The 14,766-nt window shown below is 73.1% G+C and carries 14 protein-coding genes and 1 riboswitch; of the genes, 7 read left to right on the top strand and 7 right to left on the bottom strand.

Annotation, left to right across the window (positions count from 1 at the left end; genetic code table 11):
• The first annotated feature begins 44 nt into the window (after positions 1 to 44).
• Complete coding sequence (gene trpD / locus H0H10_RS12440) at positions 45 to 1,109, top strand: anthranilate phosphoribosyltransferase (RefSeq protein ID WP_188180970.1); 1,065 nt, start codon at positions 45 to 47, stop codon at positions 1,107 to 1,109.
• A gap of 78 nt (positions 1,110 to 1,187) precedes the next feature.
• A riboswitch (SAM riboswitch) is annotated at positions 1,188 to 1,304 on the top strand.
• A 366-nt stretch (positions 1,305 to 1,670) separates the two neighbouring features.
• Positions 1,671 to 3,038: an aminotransferase class V-fold PLP-dependent enzyme gene (locus tag H0H10_RS12435; protein ID WP_188180969.1), complete on the top strand. Its 1,368-nt coding sequence runs from the start codon at positions 1,671 to 1,673 to the stop codon at positions 3,036 to 3,038.
• Here the strand turns inward: H0H10_RS12435 and H0H10_RS12430 are convergent.
• The 7 genes from H0H10_RS12430 to H0H10_RS12400 form a co-directional block, all read right to left on the bottom strand.
• Positions 2,993 to 4,186 carry a glycerate kinase gene (locus H0H10_RS12430; RefSeq protein WP_188180968.1) on the bottom strand — a complete coding sequence of 398 codons (1,194 nt, stop codon included), beginning with the start codon at positions 4,184 to 4,186 and terminating at the stop codon, positions 2,993 to 2,995. The two genes, H0H10_RS12435 and H0H10_RS12430, sit on opposite strands and share 46 nt — an antisense overlap.
• An 11-nt stretch (positions 4,187 to 4,197) precedes the next feature.
• The gene (locus tag H0H10_RS12425) at positions 4,198 to 5,613 is read right to left on the bottom strand and encodes an SLC13 family permease (RefSeq protein ID WP_188180967.1); all 1,416 of its coding nucleotides are present in this window, start codon (positions 5,611 to 5,613) and stop codon (positions 4,198 to 4,200) included.
• Between the two features lie 57 nt (positions 5,614 to 5,670).
• Complete coding sequence (locus H0H10_RS12420) at positions 5,671 to 6,333, bottom strand: response regulator transcription factor (RefSeq protein WP_188180966.1); 663 nt, start codon at positions 6,331 to 6,333, stop codon at positions 5,671 to 5,673.
• 19 nt (positions 6,334 to 6,352) lie between these two features.
• Positions 6,353 to 7,834 carry a sensor histidine kinase gene (locus tag H0H10_RS12415; RefSeq protein WP_188180965.1) on the bottom strand — a complete coding sequence of 494 codons (1,482 nt, stop codon included), beginning with the start codon at positions 7,832 to 7,834 and terminating at the stop codon, positions 6,353 to 6,355.
• Positions 7,764 to 8,075, bottom strand: a complete 312-nt coding sequence (locus H0H10_RS12410) for a small secreted hydrophilic protein (RefSeq protein WP_188180964.1) — start codon at positions 8,073 to 8,075, stop codon at positions 7,764 to 7,766. The genes H0H10_RS12415 and H0H10_RS12410 overlap by 71 nt, the downstream gene beginning before the upstream one ends.
• A gap of 99 nt (positions 8,076 to 8,174) precedes the next feature.
• Entirely contained in the window at positions 8,175 to 8,456 is a 282-nt protein-coding gene (locus H0H10_RS12405; RefSeq protein WP_188180963.1) for an Lrp/AsnC family transcriptional regulator, read from the bottom strand.
• Positions 8,453 to 9,214: a rhomboid family intramembrane serine protease gene (locus H0H10_RS12400; RefSeq protein WP_188180962.1), complete on the bottom strand. Its 762-nt coding sequence runs from the start codon at positions 9,212 to 9,214 to the stop codon at positions 8,453 to 8,455. Before H0H10_RS12400 ends, H0H10_RS12405 begins: the two co-directional genes overlap by 4 nt.
• A gap of 156 nt (positions 9,215 to 9,370) precedes the next feature.
• Between H0H10_RS12400 and H0H10_RS12395 the strand changes: the two genes are divergently transcribed.
• The 5 genes from H0H10_RS12395 to H0H10_RS12375 all read left to right on the top strand — a co-directional run bounded on the left by H0H10_RS12395 (position 9,371) and on the right by H0H10_RS12375 (position 14,763).
• Positions 9,371 to 9,610 (top strand): hypothetical protein, encoded by a 240-nt coding sequence (locus tag H0H10_RS12395; RefSeq protein WP_188180961.1) that lies wholly within the window; start codon positions 9,371 to 9,373, stop codon positions 9,608 to 9,610.
• A 68-nt stretch (positions 9,611 to 9,678) separates the two neighbouring features.
• Positions 9,679 to 11,022 (top strand): NYN domain-containing protein, encoded by a 1,344-nt coding sequence (locus H0H10_RS12390; RefSeq protein ID WP_188180960.1) that lies wholly within the window; start codon positions 9,679 to 9,681, stop codon positions 11,020 to 11,022.
• 231 nt (positions 11,023 to 11,253) lie between these two features.
• Positions 11,254 to 12,294 (top strand): C40 family peptidase, encoded by a 1,041-nt coding sequence (locus tag H0H10_RS12385; RefSeq protein ID WP_188180959.1) that lies wholly within the window; start codon positions 11,254 to 11,256, stop codon positions 12,292 to 12,294.
• A gap of 215 nt (positions 12,295 to 12,509) precedes the next feature.
• Positions 12,510 to 13,532 (top strand): C40 family peptidase, encoded by a 1,023-nt coding sequence (locus tag H0H10_RS12380; protein WP_188180958.1) that lies wholly within the window; start codon positions 12,510 to 12,512, stop codon positions 13,530 to 13,532.
• 40 nt (positions 13,533 to 13,572) lie between these two features.
• A complete protein-coding gene (locus tag H0H10_RS12375; protein ID WP_309141777.1) occupies positions 13,573 to 14,763 on the top strand; it encodes a hypothetical protein in 1,191 nt (396 codons plus the stop codon).
• The last annotated feature ends 3 nt before the right edge of the window (positions 14,764 to 14,766 follow it).

Genomic DNA, 14,766 nt, shown 5'->3' with positions numbered 1-14,766 from the left:
GGCAGTCCTGACTGACTGACTTCTCTACGACCCAGGAGCGGCTGATGAGCGCTGTGACCCCCGCTGGAGGCAACACCGCGGCGGGCCGCTCCTGGCCCGCCCTGCTGAACGGCCTGCTGGACGGCCGCGACCTCACCGCCGACGACACCGCCTGGGCGATGGACCTGATCATGCGCGGCGAGGCGACGGACGTGCAGATCGCCGGGTTCGCGACGGCCCTGCGGGCCAAGGGCGAGACGGTGGAGGAGATCTCCGGCTGCGTCCGCTCGATGTACGAGCACGCGCACGTCATCGAGGTGCCCGGCCGGACCGTCGACATCGTCGGCACCGGCGGCGACGGTGCCAAGACCGTCAACATCTCCACCATGTCGGCGATCGTCATCGCCGGCACGGGCGCGAAGGTCGTCAAGCACGGCAGCCGCGCCGCGTCCTCGGCGTCCGGGGCCTCCGACGTGCTGGAGAAGCTCGGCGTCAACCTGGAGCTGACACCGAAGCGCGTGGCGGAAGTGGCGGAGGAGGCCGGGATCACCTTCTGCTTCGCGGTGAAGTTCCACCCGGCGCTGCGCCATGTGGCGGCGGCCCGGGGCCAGCTCGGTGTGCGGACCGTGTTCAACTTCCTGGGCCCGCTGACCAACCCGGCGAAGGTGAAGGCCCAGGCCGTCGGCGTCGCCGACCCCCGGATGGCCCCGATCATCGCCGGGGTGTTCGCCGAGCGCGGCAACTCCTCCCTGGTGTTCCGGGGTGATGACGGCCTGGACGAGCTGACCACGACGTCCACCTCCCGGGTGTGGGTCGTGCGGGACGGCAAGGTCTCCGAGGAGGCCTTCGACCCGCGGGACGTCGGCCTGGAGCTGGTGCCGGTGGAGGCACTGCGCGGCGCCGACGCCTCCTACAACGCCGACGTCGCCCGGCGCCTGCTGAACGGCGAGAGGGGGCCGGTGCGGGACGCGGTGCTGCTGAACGCGGCGGCCGCCCTGGTGGCCCTGGAGGCCGGCGACGGGCCGCTGACCGACCGGATCCGGGCCGGGATGGACAAGGCCGCGGAGTCGATCGACTCGGGCGCGGCCAGGCGCGTCCTGGAGCGCTGGGTGGCCGCGAGCCACGCCTGAGCGAACCGGTGTGAGGAGCGTCCCGCGATGCGGACTCGGGTTGCGGGACGCCGATCTTTTCCCGTACGTTCCTGTGCAGGTCATGAGTGACAGTCATTCGGCCCCGGCCGACTGTCCGGCAACCCTCCGTCCGTGGCGGGGTGCCCCGGGTGAAGACCAGGCCGTGGACAGCAAGGTCCACGGCAAGCGCGGACCCCTCACGCGCTCCTGAAGGAGCACGGGGCCAGGGGTCCTGGTCGTTCGAGGGAGCCTTCCGTGAATCAGCGAATGCGTTAGGGCCTGTCCTTCGGATCGGCCCGACACCGACAAGCGGTGCCTGGACAGTCCCGGTGAGCGGGGCCTGGTGCGTGCAGCTGCAAGGCGGAGGAGGGAGTCGACGCGGAGCGTCGGCGACCGACGACAACGCGGCAGATGTGCGTGCCAGGCCCCGCGGCCCCGGGCCGAGCCGAAGGACAGGCCCTAGGCCGCAGAGCCCCGCCTGCGCATACCCCTTTCACCTTTTCCCATGCTTGAGCCGTTTGTGCTCGTGTGGTGATTTCCTGACTTCACGGGAGTTCAGCCATGTCCGTCTCCACCGCTGCCGCCGATCAGTCCGTTTGTGCCCCGCTGCCCGTTCTGGGGCGGGATGTCACCGTTCCGCTCGTCACCGGCGGGGAGGTCGCCTACGCCGCGCTCGACTACGCCGCCAGCGCGCCCGCGCTGCAGCGGGTCTGGGACGACGTGGCCGCCTACGCCCCGTACTACGGCAGCGTGCACCGCGGTGCCGGGTACCTCTCGCAGCTGTCGACGGACCTGTTCGAGAACGCCCGGAAGACGGTCGCCCAGTTCCTCGACTGCCGCGAGGGTGACCAGGTGGTGTTCACCCGGTCCACCACCGACTCGCTCAACCTGCTCGCCGGCGCCCTGCCGGCCGGCTGCCGGGTCTTCGTCTTCGAGACCGAGCACCACGCCTCGCTGCTGCCCTGGAGGGACGCACAGGTCACCTACCTCGACGCCCCGAGCAGCCCGGCCCAGGCCGTCGACACGCTGGAGCGCGCCCTCGCCGCCCGCGACCCCTACGGCCCCGCCCTCGTCTGCGTCACCGGCGCCTCCAACGTCACCGGCGAGCTGTGGCCGGTGCGCGAGCTGGCCGCCGCCGCCCACGCGCACGGCGCCCGGATCGTGCTGGACGCCGCCCAGCTCGCCCCGCACCACCCCGTGAGCGTGAGCGACCTGGACGTCGACTGGGTCGCCTTCTCCGGGCACAAGCTGTACGCCCCCTTCGGCTCCGGCGTCCTCGCCGGCCGCGCCGACTGGCTGCGCGAGGCCGAGCCGTACCTCGCGGGCGGCGGCGCCAGCCGCCGGGTCACCCGGCGCGCCGACGGCGCAGTGGACGTGGAGTGGCACGACAGCGCCGCCCGCCACGAGGCCGGCTCGCCCAACGTCATCGGCGCCTACGCCATCGCCTCCGCCTGCAAGGCCCTCACCGAGGCCGGGTTCGACACCCTCGTCGCCCGGGAACGGTACCTGATCGGCAAGGTGCGCGACGGACTCGCCGAGGTGCCCGAGGTGCGGGTGCTGTCCCTCTTCGGCGACGACGCCCCCCGCGTCGGCGTGATCTCCTTCGTCGTGGACGGCTGGAACAGCTCCCACTTCGCCGCCGCGCTCTCCGCCGAGTACGGCATCGGCGTGCGCGACGGCCTGTTCTGCGCCCACCCGCTGGTGCGCACCCTCCTCGGCAGCGACCCGCAGAGCCAGGGCGAGTGCGGTGCCCCCGAGGCGGCCCCGGGGGAGAAGTCCCTCAACGCGATCCGCGTGAGCTTCGGCGCGGGCACCCCGGACGAGCACGTGGAGCGCTTCCTGACCGCGGTGAAGGAACTCGTACGGGACGGCGCCCGGTGGAACTACCGCACCGAGGACGGGCGTTGCGTGCCGGACACCTCGGCGTGAACCGGTAGCCGGGCGCCCAGCAGCACCATCCTCAGGGCGCGTTCCGTGGCGTCGGTGAGCAGTTCGGCCGCGCGCACCAGGGCCTCCGCGAGGGCCATCGGCGCCGGCAGGATGCCGTGGCAGGCGTCCACGCCCGGTACGTCGTGCGCGCCCTCGCCGAGCGTGCCCGCGAGGGCCAGGACCGGGCGGCCGTGCAGCTTGGCGCGCCGGGCCACCTCGGCCGGCACCTTGCCGCGCGGGGTCTGCCGGTCCAGCGCGCCCTCGGCGGTGAGCACCAGGTCGGCGCGGGCCAGGCGGGCGTCCAGGTCGAGGTGGTCCAGCAGTACGTCGAAGCGGGGCAGCAGCCGGGCGCCGAGGGCGGCGAGCCCCGAGCCCAGACCGCCGGAGGCCCCGGTTCCGGGGCCGTGGCACAGGTCGGTGCCGGTGACGCGGAGGTCGCGGGTCAGGACGCGGGCCCAGTTCTCCAGGCCGTACGACAACTGCTCGACCTGCGCCGGGGTCGCCCCCTTCTGCGGGCCGAACACCCGGGCCACGCCCCGCTCGCCGCACAGCACGTTGTAGGGGTTGCAGGCGACGAGCAGTTCCACGTCCGCCAGCCGGGCGTCCAGTCCGGACGGGTCGATGCGCGCGAGCCGGACCAGCTCCCGTCCGCCGCGGGGGAGTTCGAAGCCGTCCGCGTCCAGCAGCCGGGCGCCGAGCGCCTGGAGCGCCCCCGCGCCGCCGTCGGACGTGCCGGAGTCGCCGCAGCCGACCAGGATGCGGCGCACCCCGGTGTCGAGTGCGGCGCGGATCAGTTCGCCGACGCCGTACGTCGTCGTGGCGCCCGGGTCGCGCAGGGAGCGCGGCACCAGGGCGAGGCCCGCGACCGCGGCCATCTCCACCACCGCCGTGTCCCCGGCGCCGAGCAGGGCGAAGTGCGTGCCGACCGGTTCGCCGACGGGACCGGTGGCGGCCAGCGCGACCAGCCGCCCGCCGGTCGCGGCGGCCAGCGCGGTGGCCGTGCCCTCGCCGCCGTCCACCAGCGGGATCCGGTCGATCTCGGCGTCGGGCAGGACGCGGCGCACGCCCGCCGCGATGGCGTCGGCGGCCGCCTGGGCGGACAGGGACTCCTTGAAGCCGCTGGGGGCTACGACGACACGGTTCAGCATGGCAGGACTCCTCAACGGGTCACGGGAACGCCGAGCAGCGGCCAGACGGCGGCGGCGAAGAGCAGGACGAGCGCGGCGGTCAGCGGCGCCAGTACGGCGGACAGGCGCAGCAGGTCGCGCGGGGTGTAGGTGGGGGTCCCGGGGATGTCCGCGAAGAGCGTGACGGGCTTGGCGGAGGCCGGGAGCGTGTGGCAGAAGCCGGCGGCGGCGGTGGAGGCGAGCGCGGCCGCCACCGGGTTGACCCCGGCGCCCACGGCCGCGGCGATCACCAGCGGGACCAGCACCGAGGAGCGGGCCGAGCGGGACTGCAGCACCAGGTGGGCCGCGGTGCTGACGACGACCACGACGGTGAGGAACACGGCCGGGGAGACGTCCGCGGGCAGCCCGGACACCAGCCACTTCGCCGCGCCGGAGTCGGCGAGGGCGACGCCCATGGCCATCGTCGCCGCCATGAACAGCAGCAGCGACCAGGGGACGGTCTTCAGCGCGTCCTTCAGCCGGACGGTGCCCAGCGCGGGGGAGGAGGCGACGACCGCGCCGATCAGCGCCACCACCGCGGGCGGCACCCGGTGCAGCGGCTCGCTGCACCACAGGACGACGACCGTGGCCAGCAGCAGGGCGCAGCGTTTCTCCGCCTGGGTCCAGGGGCCGGTGACGGGACTGTCGCTGTGCCGCTGTATCTCCTCGGCGGTGATGCGCACCGGGCCCCTGCGGTCCGCCCGCCGGGTCGTCGTCCACAGCACGGCCTCGGCGGCCAGGTGGGAGGACGCCACCGCCAGCGGCAGGCCCAGCAGCAGCCACTGGGTGAAGCCGATCCGGTCCCCGGTCGCCTCCCACAGCACCGACACGGTGATCAGGTGCGCGCCCGCGCCGATCAGGGTCGCCACCGCCGACAGCAGGATCACGGTCGGGAAGAGCAGCGCCAGCATCACGACCAGTCGCTTCCGGTCGGCGAGGGCCTTGGCGAGGGCGAGGAACACCGGCAGGGCGAGCGCGGCCCGGCCGGAGGTGGCGGGCACCGCGAACGCCGTGACGACCAGCGCGGCCGTGGTCAGGTGGACCAACTGCCGTACGCTGCGCGCCCCGCCCACCAGGAACGCCGCCGCCCGTCCGGCGAGCCCGGTGCGGGCCACCGCGGCGGCCAGGACGAAGGCGCAGATCAGCAGCCACACGGTGGAGTCGCCGAGGGTGCCGAAGAGGGTGTCGCTGCTGATGACGCCGGTCGCGGTCAGTGCGAGTCCGGCGCCGAGCGCGATGTACGTGTCGTCGACCGGGGTACCGATCCAGGCGCAGGTCGCCAGCGCGAACACGGCGAGGGTCAGGCGCGCGTCGCCGCTCAGCCCGGGGAAGTTGGCGGGGACCGCCAGCAGCGCGCACAGGGAGAGCGCCGCGCACAGGGCCACGGCGAGTCGGGGATTCAACGTCACGCCATCGAGGGTTCACCCGGGCCGTGAGCCCTCAATGAGCCGGACATGAAGGAAATTTCACGAGGGCAGCCGGTATCCCATGCCGCGCACCGTCTCCACCTGGTGCGGCCCCAGCTTCTTGCGCAGCGCCCGCACGTACACGTCCACGATGTTGGACCCGGGGTCGAAGTCGTAGCCCCACACGTGGGACAGGATCTGCTCGCGGGACAGGACCTGTCCCGGATGCCTCAGGAACAGCTCCAGCAGCACGAATTCACGGGCCGTCAGATCCACCGTGCGGCCTCCGGCCCGGGCCCGACGGGTGCGCAGGTCCAGGGTGAGGTCGCCGGACCTGAGCACCGTCACCTCCGGTGCCCGGGCGGCCGTGCGCAGCCTGAGCCGTACCCGGGCGAGCAGTTCCTCGAAGCGGAACGGCTTGGTCATCCAGTCGTCGGCGCCGCCCTCCAGGCCGGCCACCGTGTCCCGGACGGAGTCCCGCGCGGTCAGCACGATCACCGGGGTCGTCACCCGGGCCTCGCGCAGCTCGCGCAGGACCGTGAAACCGTCCCGGCCGGGCAGCCCGATGTCCAGGACGACCAGGTCGAAGCCGCCGGTCAGGGCGTACTCGTAGGCGGCGTCGCCGTCGGTGACGACGGTGGTGGTGAAGCCGTTGGCGCGCAGGCCCTTCTCGACGAAGGAGGCGATGCGCTCCTCGTCCTCCACGATGAGGATGCGGTTCATGGACGTGCCTCTTCCGGAATCAGTCCAGTGTCAGTACGAAGGTGGCGCCGCCGCCCTCGGTGTCGCGCAGCCCGACCCGTCCGCCGTGGCCCTCCGCGATCGCCTTGACGATGGACAGCCCGAGCCCGGCGCCCGAGCCGCGCACCCCGCGCCGGGCGGTGCCGCGCCGGAACCGCTCGAAGATGACCTCGGCGTCCTGCGGCTGGACACCCGGCCCGGAGTCGGCGACGTACAGCTCGATGCGCGGGCCGTCGGCGCGGGAGCCGATGCGGATGGTCTGGCCGGGGGCGGTGTGCTGCACGGCGTTCTGCGCGAGCTGCACCATGGCCTGCGTGATGCGCTGGGGGTCCAACAGCACCTCGCGGTCCGCGACTTCGGCGAGCCGCCAGTCCCGCTCGCCGAGGGTGCGGGCCTTGACGTAGACGTCGGCGGTGAGTTCGGCGAGCTGGACCGGCTCGGGGCTGACGAAGTCGGGGCGTTCGGCCTTGGCGAGCAGCAGCAGGTCCTCGACGATGCGGCTCATCCGGTCCAGTTCGTCGGTGACCAGGCGGACGGTCTCCTCCCGCTCGGCCGGGTCGTCGCCCATCAGCTCCAGGTGGCCGCGCACGATGGTGATGGGGGTGCGCAGTTCGTGGCTCGCGTCGTCGACGAACCGGCGCTGGGTGGCGAAGGCGCGTTCCAGACGGTCGAGCATGGCGTTGAACGTCTCGGCGAGGGCGGCCACGTCGTCGTGGCCGTGCACCGGGATGCGCCGGGTCAGGTCCTGCTCGGTGAGCTGGGCGGCGGTGGTGCGCACCAGCCGTACCGGCTTGAGGATGCGGCCCGCGACCACCCAGGCGATACCGGTCGTCATCAGCAGGGCGACCCCGGAGATGGCGAGCAGGACGCGGAACACCTCGTCCGCGCGCGCCTTCTCCCGCCCCGGGTGGAAGGCGACGACGAACGCGGCCTCCGGCTCGCCGCCGTACCGGGCCACGGCGACCTTGGCCCAGCGGATCTCCCCCTCCGGGCGGTGCAGGGTGCCCGTGGTGTCGGGCGAGCCGAAGATGCGGCGCCGGGCGTCGGCGTCCTTGTGCAGGGGCAGGGCGACGGGGATCTCGCGCTGCTGGATGATCTGCGTCGGGACGGTGCCCTGCCTGCCCACCAGGCCGATCAGTTCCTCGTCCAGGTCGGCGTACTGCCGCTCCAGGAAGACCCGCAGCAGCCGGCCCGGGTCGGTGAACGGGCGGCCGGTCTCCGGGTCGAAGCCCTGCTCCTCGAAGTTGGCGAACTCCCCGGCCTCCTGCGTGAGCAGCCCGTTGATCCGCTGGTCGGTGTCGCGCAGCAGGATCGAGCGGGTGGTCGCGGCCACCGAGGCGAGCGCGACCGCCATCACGAGCAGCAGCCAGAGCAGGATGCGGACCCTGGCCGATATCCGCAGGCGGTCACGGTCAGCCGTCGTCGCCGGCTGCGTCGTCGGCGGGACCGTCGTCCCCGGTGCTCCGGCCGCGGTCGTCGTCATCGTCGTCATCCGGGGGGCTGTCGGTCACCGGTGGCCGGGACACCACCTGGTCGCGGGGGGTGGGCGTCGGTTCGGGCCGGGTGGAGGCGGGCGCAGGCGTGGGGGAGCCGCTCTCCAGCTCCACCTTGGCGGGGACCTTGGGCTCCTGGGGACTGTCGGTGAGGGCGAAACTGGTCGCCGCGATGCCGAGGGGGATCAACACGACGGCGGCCAGGGCCGCCATCCGGCGGGAAAAGACCATGCCCTCGATCCTGCGCCCGGCACCCGGCGGCGCCGATGAGCGCCGGATGAAGAACTCTTCATCCGCGGGCCGCGGGGCCCGGCGCGAGGACCCCGGGACCTAGTTGTCCAGGCCGATCGCGAACGCGGCCTCCAGGTCGTGCTGCGAGTAGGTACGGAACGCCACGTGCGTGTCCGTGCCCTCCACGCCCGGGATCTTGCTGATCCGGCCGGGAATGACCTCCGCCAGGTCCTCGTGCTGCTTCACCCGCACCATGGCGATCAGGTCGTAGGTGCCGGTGACGGAGAACACCTCGCTGACGTTCTCCAGCGCGGCGATCTGCTCCGCGATCTCGGGGATCCGGTCCACGCTGGTCTTGATGAGGACGATCGCGGTGATCACGGCTGGTTCTCTCCCTCGGGGGCCGTCGCTGGGGCGCTCCTCACTCTAGTCCCACGTCCGAACCGCACCCAGGCGAAGACGAAGCCCAGCCCGAAGCCCACCAGGTGCGCGAGGTAGGCCACCCCCGGCCCGTCGCCGGCCCGTCGCGCCGCCAGCCACTGCAGGGACGCCCAGAAGGGCAGCACCAGCCAGGCCGGGAAGCGCAGCGGCAGGAAGAACAGGAAGGGCAGCAGACTGGTGACCCGGGCCCGGGGAAGCAGGAAGAGGAAGGCGCCGAGAACCGCCGAGATCGCCCCGGAGGCGCCCACCAGCGACTCCTGGGACCCGGCGTTGGCCGCCGCGTAGCCGAGCAGCGCCAGATAGCCGCAGCCGAGGTAGAACAGGGCGAACTGGACGCGGCCCATCCGCTCCTCGGTCAGCGCGCCGAAGACGTAGAGGAAGAGCATGTTGCCGAGGAGGTGCACCCAGCTGCCGTGGATGAACAGGGCCGTGACCGGCGTGAGGGCGGCCCCGGGGGAGTCCTCGAACAGGTCTGCGGGGATCACGCCCCAGCGCCGGAAGTAGGCGCGCTGCTCGGCGAGCAGTGCGTCGCCGGAACCGTACGCCGGATTCAGGCCCGCCGCCGGGCTGACCAGGAACAGCACGCAGCACAGGACGATCAGTCCGTACGTCACCGGCGCCGCCGGGCCGCGGCCGGTGCGGGCCCTGCCGAGTGCCGCGGCCGTCCTGGCGGCTGCCGTGCTCCAGTTGCGGATCATGGACACAGAGCATGACGTAACGGGACGCAACCGCCCAGGTCGCCTCGCCGCCGTGGACGGACGGGCGGCGGGTACCCGCCAGGCCGTAGGGTTACGTGCCATACGCACCGGGGAGTCCGGCGCGTCACCGACACTGGAAGAGAGCGGACAGTCACGATGACGGTTCCCCTGCCGACCGCCACGACCCGGTGGCGCTGCACCCTCTGCGGCAACCTGACCCGCTTCGACGTGACCCGCGCGTCGAAGGTCGTCGAGTACGTCCACCTCGATCTGGCCGGTGAGCCGAAGGTCGAGGAGCGCGAGGTGCTCAGTGAGACGATCGAGTCGGTGCGGTGCCGCTGGTGCAACGCGGTGGACCAGGTCGAACTGGTGGACAGGCCGGGTGCCGACTCCTGACCGGAGCGGGCCGGCGCGCAGCCGGTCCCGTACCGTACCGGGATCGTGCAGAGGTAGTGGGGTGACGGATGGTGGAGACACACGGCGGGGGGCCGGCCGACGGCGCCGCTGAGGTGCTCGACCGGCCGCTGCCCGACGGCGTGCGCCGCAAGGTCGTGCAGATAGTGTCCGACGGCTTCGGCGGACTCACCCCCGGCGAACTGCCCGCGCAGCTGAGGCAGTACGCCCGGTTCACCCCGAGTCGCCGGGCCAGGTTCGCGGGCAACGCCATGGCCGCCGCCCTGGAGACCGATCCGCTGTTCCGGCAGCGCATCGGCGAGAAGTTCAGAGAGACCCAGCCGGAACTGGCCGGCGCCCTCGACTCCGGCTCCCCGCCCCCGGCCGCGGACCCGCTCGACGTGGCGGCCGCGGCCTACGTACTGCGGCCGCACGGCTGGGTGAAGCTGGTGACCGCCGCCGGCGAGGAGGCCCAGCGCGCCGACGCCGAGCGGGCCGACGAGGAGAGCCGGGCAGAGCTGGAGCGGCTGCGCGAGGAGCTGGCCCGGGCCCGGGAGCACACCAGGTCCGAGACCGAGCGGCTGCGCGGCGAGCTGGAGACGGCCAAGAAGGAGGCCGAGTCGCTGCACCGCAAGCTGCGCTCCGCCCTCAGCGACGTCAAGCGCGGCGAGGCGGCGCTGCGCAAGGTGCACGCCGAGATGGAGGCCGTGCGCGCCGAGGGCCAGCTCCAGGTGTCGGCCGCCGAGAGCGAGACCCGGCGCCTGAAGGCCCGGCTCGGTGAGGCGGAGGCCGCCCTGGAGGCCACGCGCAGGGCCGCCCGCGAGGGCCGCAGCGTCGAGGACATGCGCGTACGGCTGCTCCTGGACACCCTGCTCGACGCGACCCAGGGGCTGCGCCGGGAGCTGGCGCTGCCGCCGGTGTCCGTGCGGCCCGCGGAGACCGTGGACGCGGTCGAACCCGGCCGCATGACACCGAAGGACATCGCCGCCCGGGCGCTGTCCGAGAACGATCCCGCCATCCTCGACCAGTTGCTCGCCCTGCCCCAGGCGCACCTGGTCGTCGACGGCTACAACGTCACCAAGACCGGCTATCCGCAGATGCCGCTGGAGAAGCAGCGGCTCAGGCTGCTCGGCCAGCTCTCGCAGCTGGCCGCGCAGACCGGCGCCGAGACGACCTGTGTCTTCGACGGGGCCGAACTGGCGGCGCCGGTGCTGCTCGCGCCGCCGCGCGGCGTGCGGGTGCTGTTCTCCAAACCCGGCGTCACGGCCGATGAGTTGATCCGCCAGCTGGTGCGCGCCGAGCCGCCCGGCCGGCCGGTCATCGTCGTCTCCACCGACCGCGAGGTGGCCGACGGGGTGGCCCGGGCGGGGGCGAGGCCGGTGGCGTCCGCGGTCCTCCTCAAGCGGCTTTCCTGACCCCTGGTTCACATCCGCCCCAACCGCAACGTACAGGCTCTATGCCCGAATTGACGGAGTCGCTACGCAACGTAGCGTCAAGTTGGCATCACTGCACGTGAGTTGATGGCAAAGAATGCGGTGAGTGACGGGATTTTTCGGTGGAGGATTTGAACTGATCACGAGTGGGTCACTAGGGTCTGCCTTCGAACCCGCGAACGGGTGATCACTCTCGAGAAGGAGCTCGTCTCCGTGGCGTCCCACCGTCGTCCCAAGCAGCCGAGCCGCGCGCGTGTGACCGTGCTCACCACCGCTGCCGCCGCCGCCGTCGTCCTCAGCTCGCAGGCCGCCAACGCGGCACCGAGCGAGAAGCCGAACAAGGACGAGGTCAAGGCCAAGGTCGACAAGCTCTACGAAGAGGCGGAGCAGGCCACCGAGAAGTACAACGGGGCCAAGGAGAAGCAGGAGAAGCTCCAGAAGGAGATCTCCACCATCCAGGACAACGTCGCCCGCGGCCAGGAGGAGCTCAACGAGCTGCGCGACGGCCTCGGTTCGATGGCCAGCGCCCAGTACCGCTCCGGCGGCATCGACCCCTCGCTCCAGCTCTTCCTCTCCGCCGACCCGGACGACTACCTCGACAAGGCATCCACGCTCGACCAGCTCAGCGGCCAGCAGGTCGAGGCGCTGAAGAAGATCCAGGAGAAGCAGCGCGACCTCGCCCAGCAGCGCACCGAGGCGTCCGAGAAGCTCAAGGACCTCGCCTCCACCCGCACCGAGCTGGGCAAGAAGAAGAAGGAGGTCCAGGGCAAGCTGGCCTCCGCGCAGAAGCTGCTCAACACGCTCACCGCGCAGGAGAAGGCCGCCCTCGCCGAAGAGGAACAGCGCGCCACCCGCAGCAGCGAGCGCGAGGTGCTGTCCGGCTCCACCGCGTCCGCCTCCGGCCGGGCCGGCGCCGCCTTCGCCGCCGCCCAGAGCAAGATAGGCACGCCCTACGTCTACGGCGCCACCGGCCCGTCCTCCTTCGACTGCTCGGGCCTGACCTCCTGGGCCTACGGCCAGGCCGGCGTCGGCATCCCGCGCACCTCCGAGGCCCAGGCCAACTACGGCACGCGCATCTACTCGATGAGCGACCTGAAGGTCGGCGACCTGGTCTTCTTCTTCAACGACCTGCACCACGTCGGCCTCTACGCCGGCAACGGCCAGGTGCTGCACGCCCCGCGCACCGGCACGGTCGTCCGGTACGAGTCGATGAACACCATCGGCGGCCCGTTCATGTTCGGCGTCCGGGTCTGACCCGGACCGCCCGGGTCCGGGCGCGGCACCACTCGCCGTGCCGCCCGATCGGGCGAATCACAACAAGGCCGTACGACTCCCCGCCCCGCCGCTGACCTGCGTCATCGGCGGGGCGCCGCGTTGCGCGCCCCTTCCCGGCCGTTGGTGGGCGTGCCGCCGCCGGGCTACTGTCTGCCGCGTTTCCCCGTCCGCCAGCGGAAGGAGTGCGGCTTCCCGTGGGGTCCCATCGCCGCCTTGCACCATCCGGGTTCGCGCGCGGTGCCGGCGCCGCCGCCGGTTTCGTCTCCCTCGCCGCCGCGGTCCTGGGCGCCGTACCCGCCGCCGCCGCGCCGCACGACGACACCCGTGCCGAGGTGGACCGCCTCTACGAGGAGGCCGAGAAGGCGACCGAGGCGTACAACAAGGCCGAAGAGCGCACCGACGCCCTGCGCAGGCAGGTCGGCACCGCGCAGGACGCCGTCGCCCGGCAGCAGGAGCGCATCAACACCATGCGGGACGCGCTCGGGTCGCTGGCCGGCGCCCAGTACCGCGCCGGCGGCCTCGACCCGTCGCTGGCGCTGCTGCTGTCCGCCGACCCGGAGGACTACCTCGACAAGGCCTCCGTGCTCGACCGGATCAGCACCCACCAGGCCGGTGAGCTCAGGGAGCTCCAGCAGGCCATGCGCGACCTCGCCCGGGACCGGGCCGAGGCCGCCCGGAAACTCGGCGAGCTGGAGAAGGCCCGCAAGGCCGTCGCCGCCCACAAGAAGACCGTGGAGAAGAAGCTCGCCAAGGCCCGCCGGCTGCTCAACACCCTCCCGGACGACCGGCGCGAGGCGTACGGCCGCGCCTCCCGCTCGGACCGCTCCGAGCTGCCCGGCACGCCCGCCGCTTCCGCCGCCTCCGCCGCCTCCGCACGCGCGGCGGCCGCCTTCGCCGCCGCCCGCTCCGCCCTCGGCAGGCCCTACATCTGGGGCGCCAACGGCCCCGGCGGCTTCGACTGCTCGGGCCTGACCCAGTGGTCGTACGCCCAGGCCGGGGTCGCCCTGCCGCGCACCTCGCAGGAGCAGCGGTACGCCGGCCGGCAGATCCCGCTGTCCGAGGCGCGGCCCGGCGACCTGGTCGCCTACCGGGACGACGCCAGCCACATCGGCATGTACGCGGGCAACGGCCAGGTGATCCACGCGCCCTACCCCGGCGCCCCGGTGCGCTACGACCCGGTGGGGATGATGCCGGTCTCGTCGGTCACCAGGGTCTGACCTCTGACCCGCGCGGCCCTCCCCCCGTACGATCGGTGAGGTGGCTGGTCGTGGGCGGGTGTCGGGATCCTCGGTGGTGGCGCTGTGCCTGCTGCTCGTCTCCCTGGTGGCCTGCGGCGGCCAAACCGGCGCCGACTCCGCCCGGGCCGAGGTGCAGCGGGTGCTGGACCTGCGTGCCGCCGCCGTCCTCGGCCACGACGAGGCCGCCTACGCGCGCACGGGCACACGGGCCGGTTTCGGCAACCTGCGCGCGGTGCCGCTGGCCGACTGGTCCTACCGCGTCAGGGACCTCGACCGCTCCGGCGACACCGCCACCGCCGACGTCGACCTGCGCTACCGCATCGAGGGCCATGACAAGGGACCCGTCACCACCGGCCGCACCCTGCGACTGAGCCGGGAGGAGGACGGGCGGTGGCGCGTCGACTCCGACCGGCCCGGCGAGAAGTCCGCCCAGCAGCCCTGGGACCAGGGCGCGGTACGGGTCGTCCGCGGCGTCCACAGCCTGGTCCTCGGCGTCGGGCAGTCCACCGGGTCGCTGCGCCGCTTCGCGGACCTGGCGGACCAGGCGGTACCGGCCGTGTCGGACGCCTGGGACGGAGACTGGGCCCGCCGCGTCGTCGTGCTCGTACCACGGTCGCTGGAGGGGATGGCGGGGCTGCTCGGCTCGCCCGCCTCCTCCTACCGCGGGATAGCGGCGGTCACCACCGGGGAGACCGGCGGCGCCCGGGACGCCCCCGCGGACCGGATCATCGTCAACCCGGACGCCTACGGGCTGCTCGGCGGCCTCGGCAAGCAGGTCGTGCTGACCCACGAGACCACCCATGTCGCCACCCGCGCCGCGACCACCGCGGCCACTCCGCTGTGGCTGTCCGAGGGGTACGCCGACTGGGTCGGCTACCGCGACAGCGGCCGCACCCCGGCGCAGGCCGCCCCCGAGCTGTCCCGCGCGGTGTCCGAGGGCCGCGTCCCGCGGGCGCTGCCGACGGACGAGGACTTCGCCTTCACCGGCGACGGGGCCGAGCTGGCACGTGCCTACGAGGGCGGCTGGACGGCCTGCCGGATGATCGCCGACCACTGGGGCGAGGACCGGCTGGACGACTTCTACCGGGCCGTGGGCGCCCACGACGGCCGCGAGGGGGCCGTGGAGGAGGCGATGACGAAGGTGCTCGGGACCACGCCGGAGGAGTTCACGGCGCGGTGGCGGGACTACCTGCGGGACCAGCTGCCCTGACGC

Source organism: Streptomyces griseicoloratus, from assembly GCF_014534645.1.
In the GTDB taxonomy this organism is placed as follows: domain Bacteria; phylum Actinomycetota; class Actinomycetes; order Streptomycetales; family Streptomycetaceae; genus Streptomyces; species Streptomyces griseicoloratus.
Note: the sequence above shows the minus strand (reverse complement) of the source record. Positions and strands in the feature narration are given on the sequence as shown.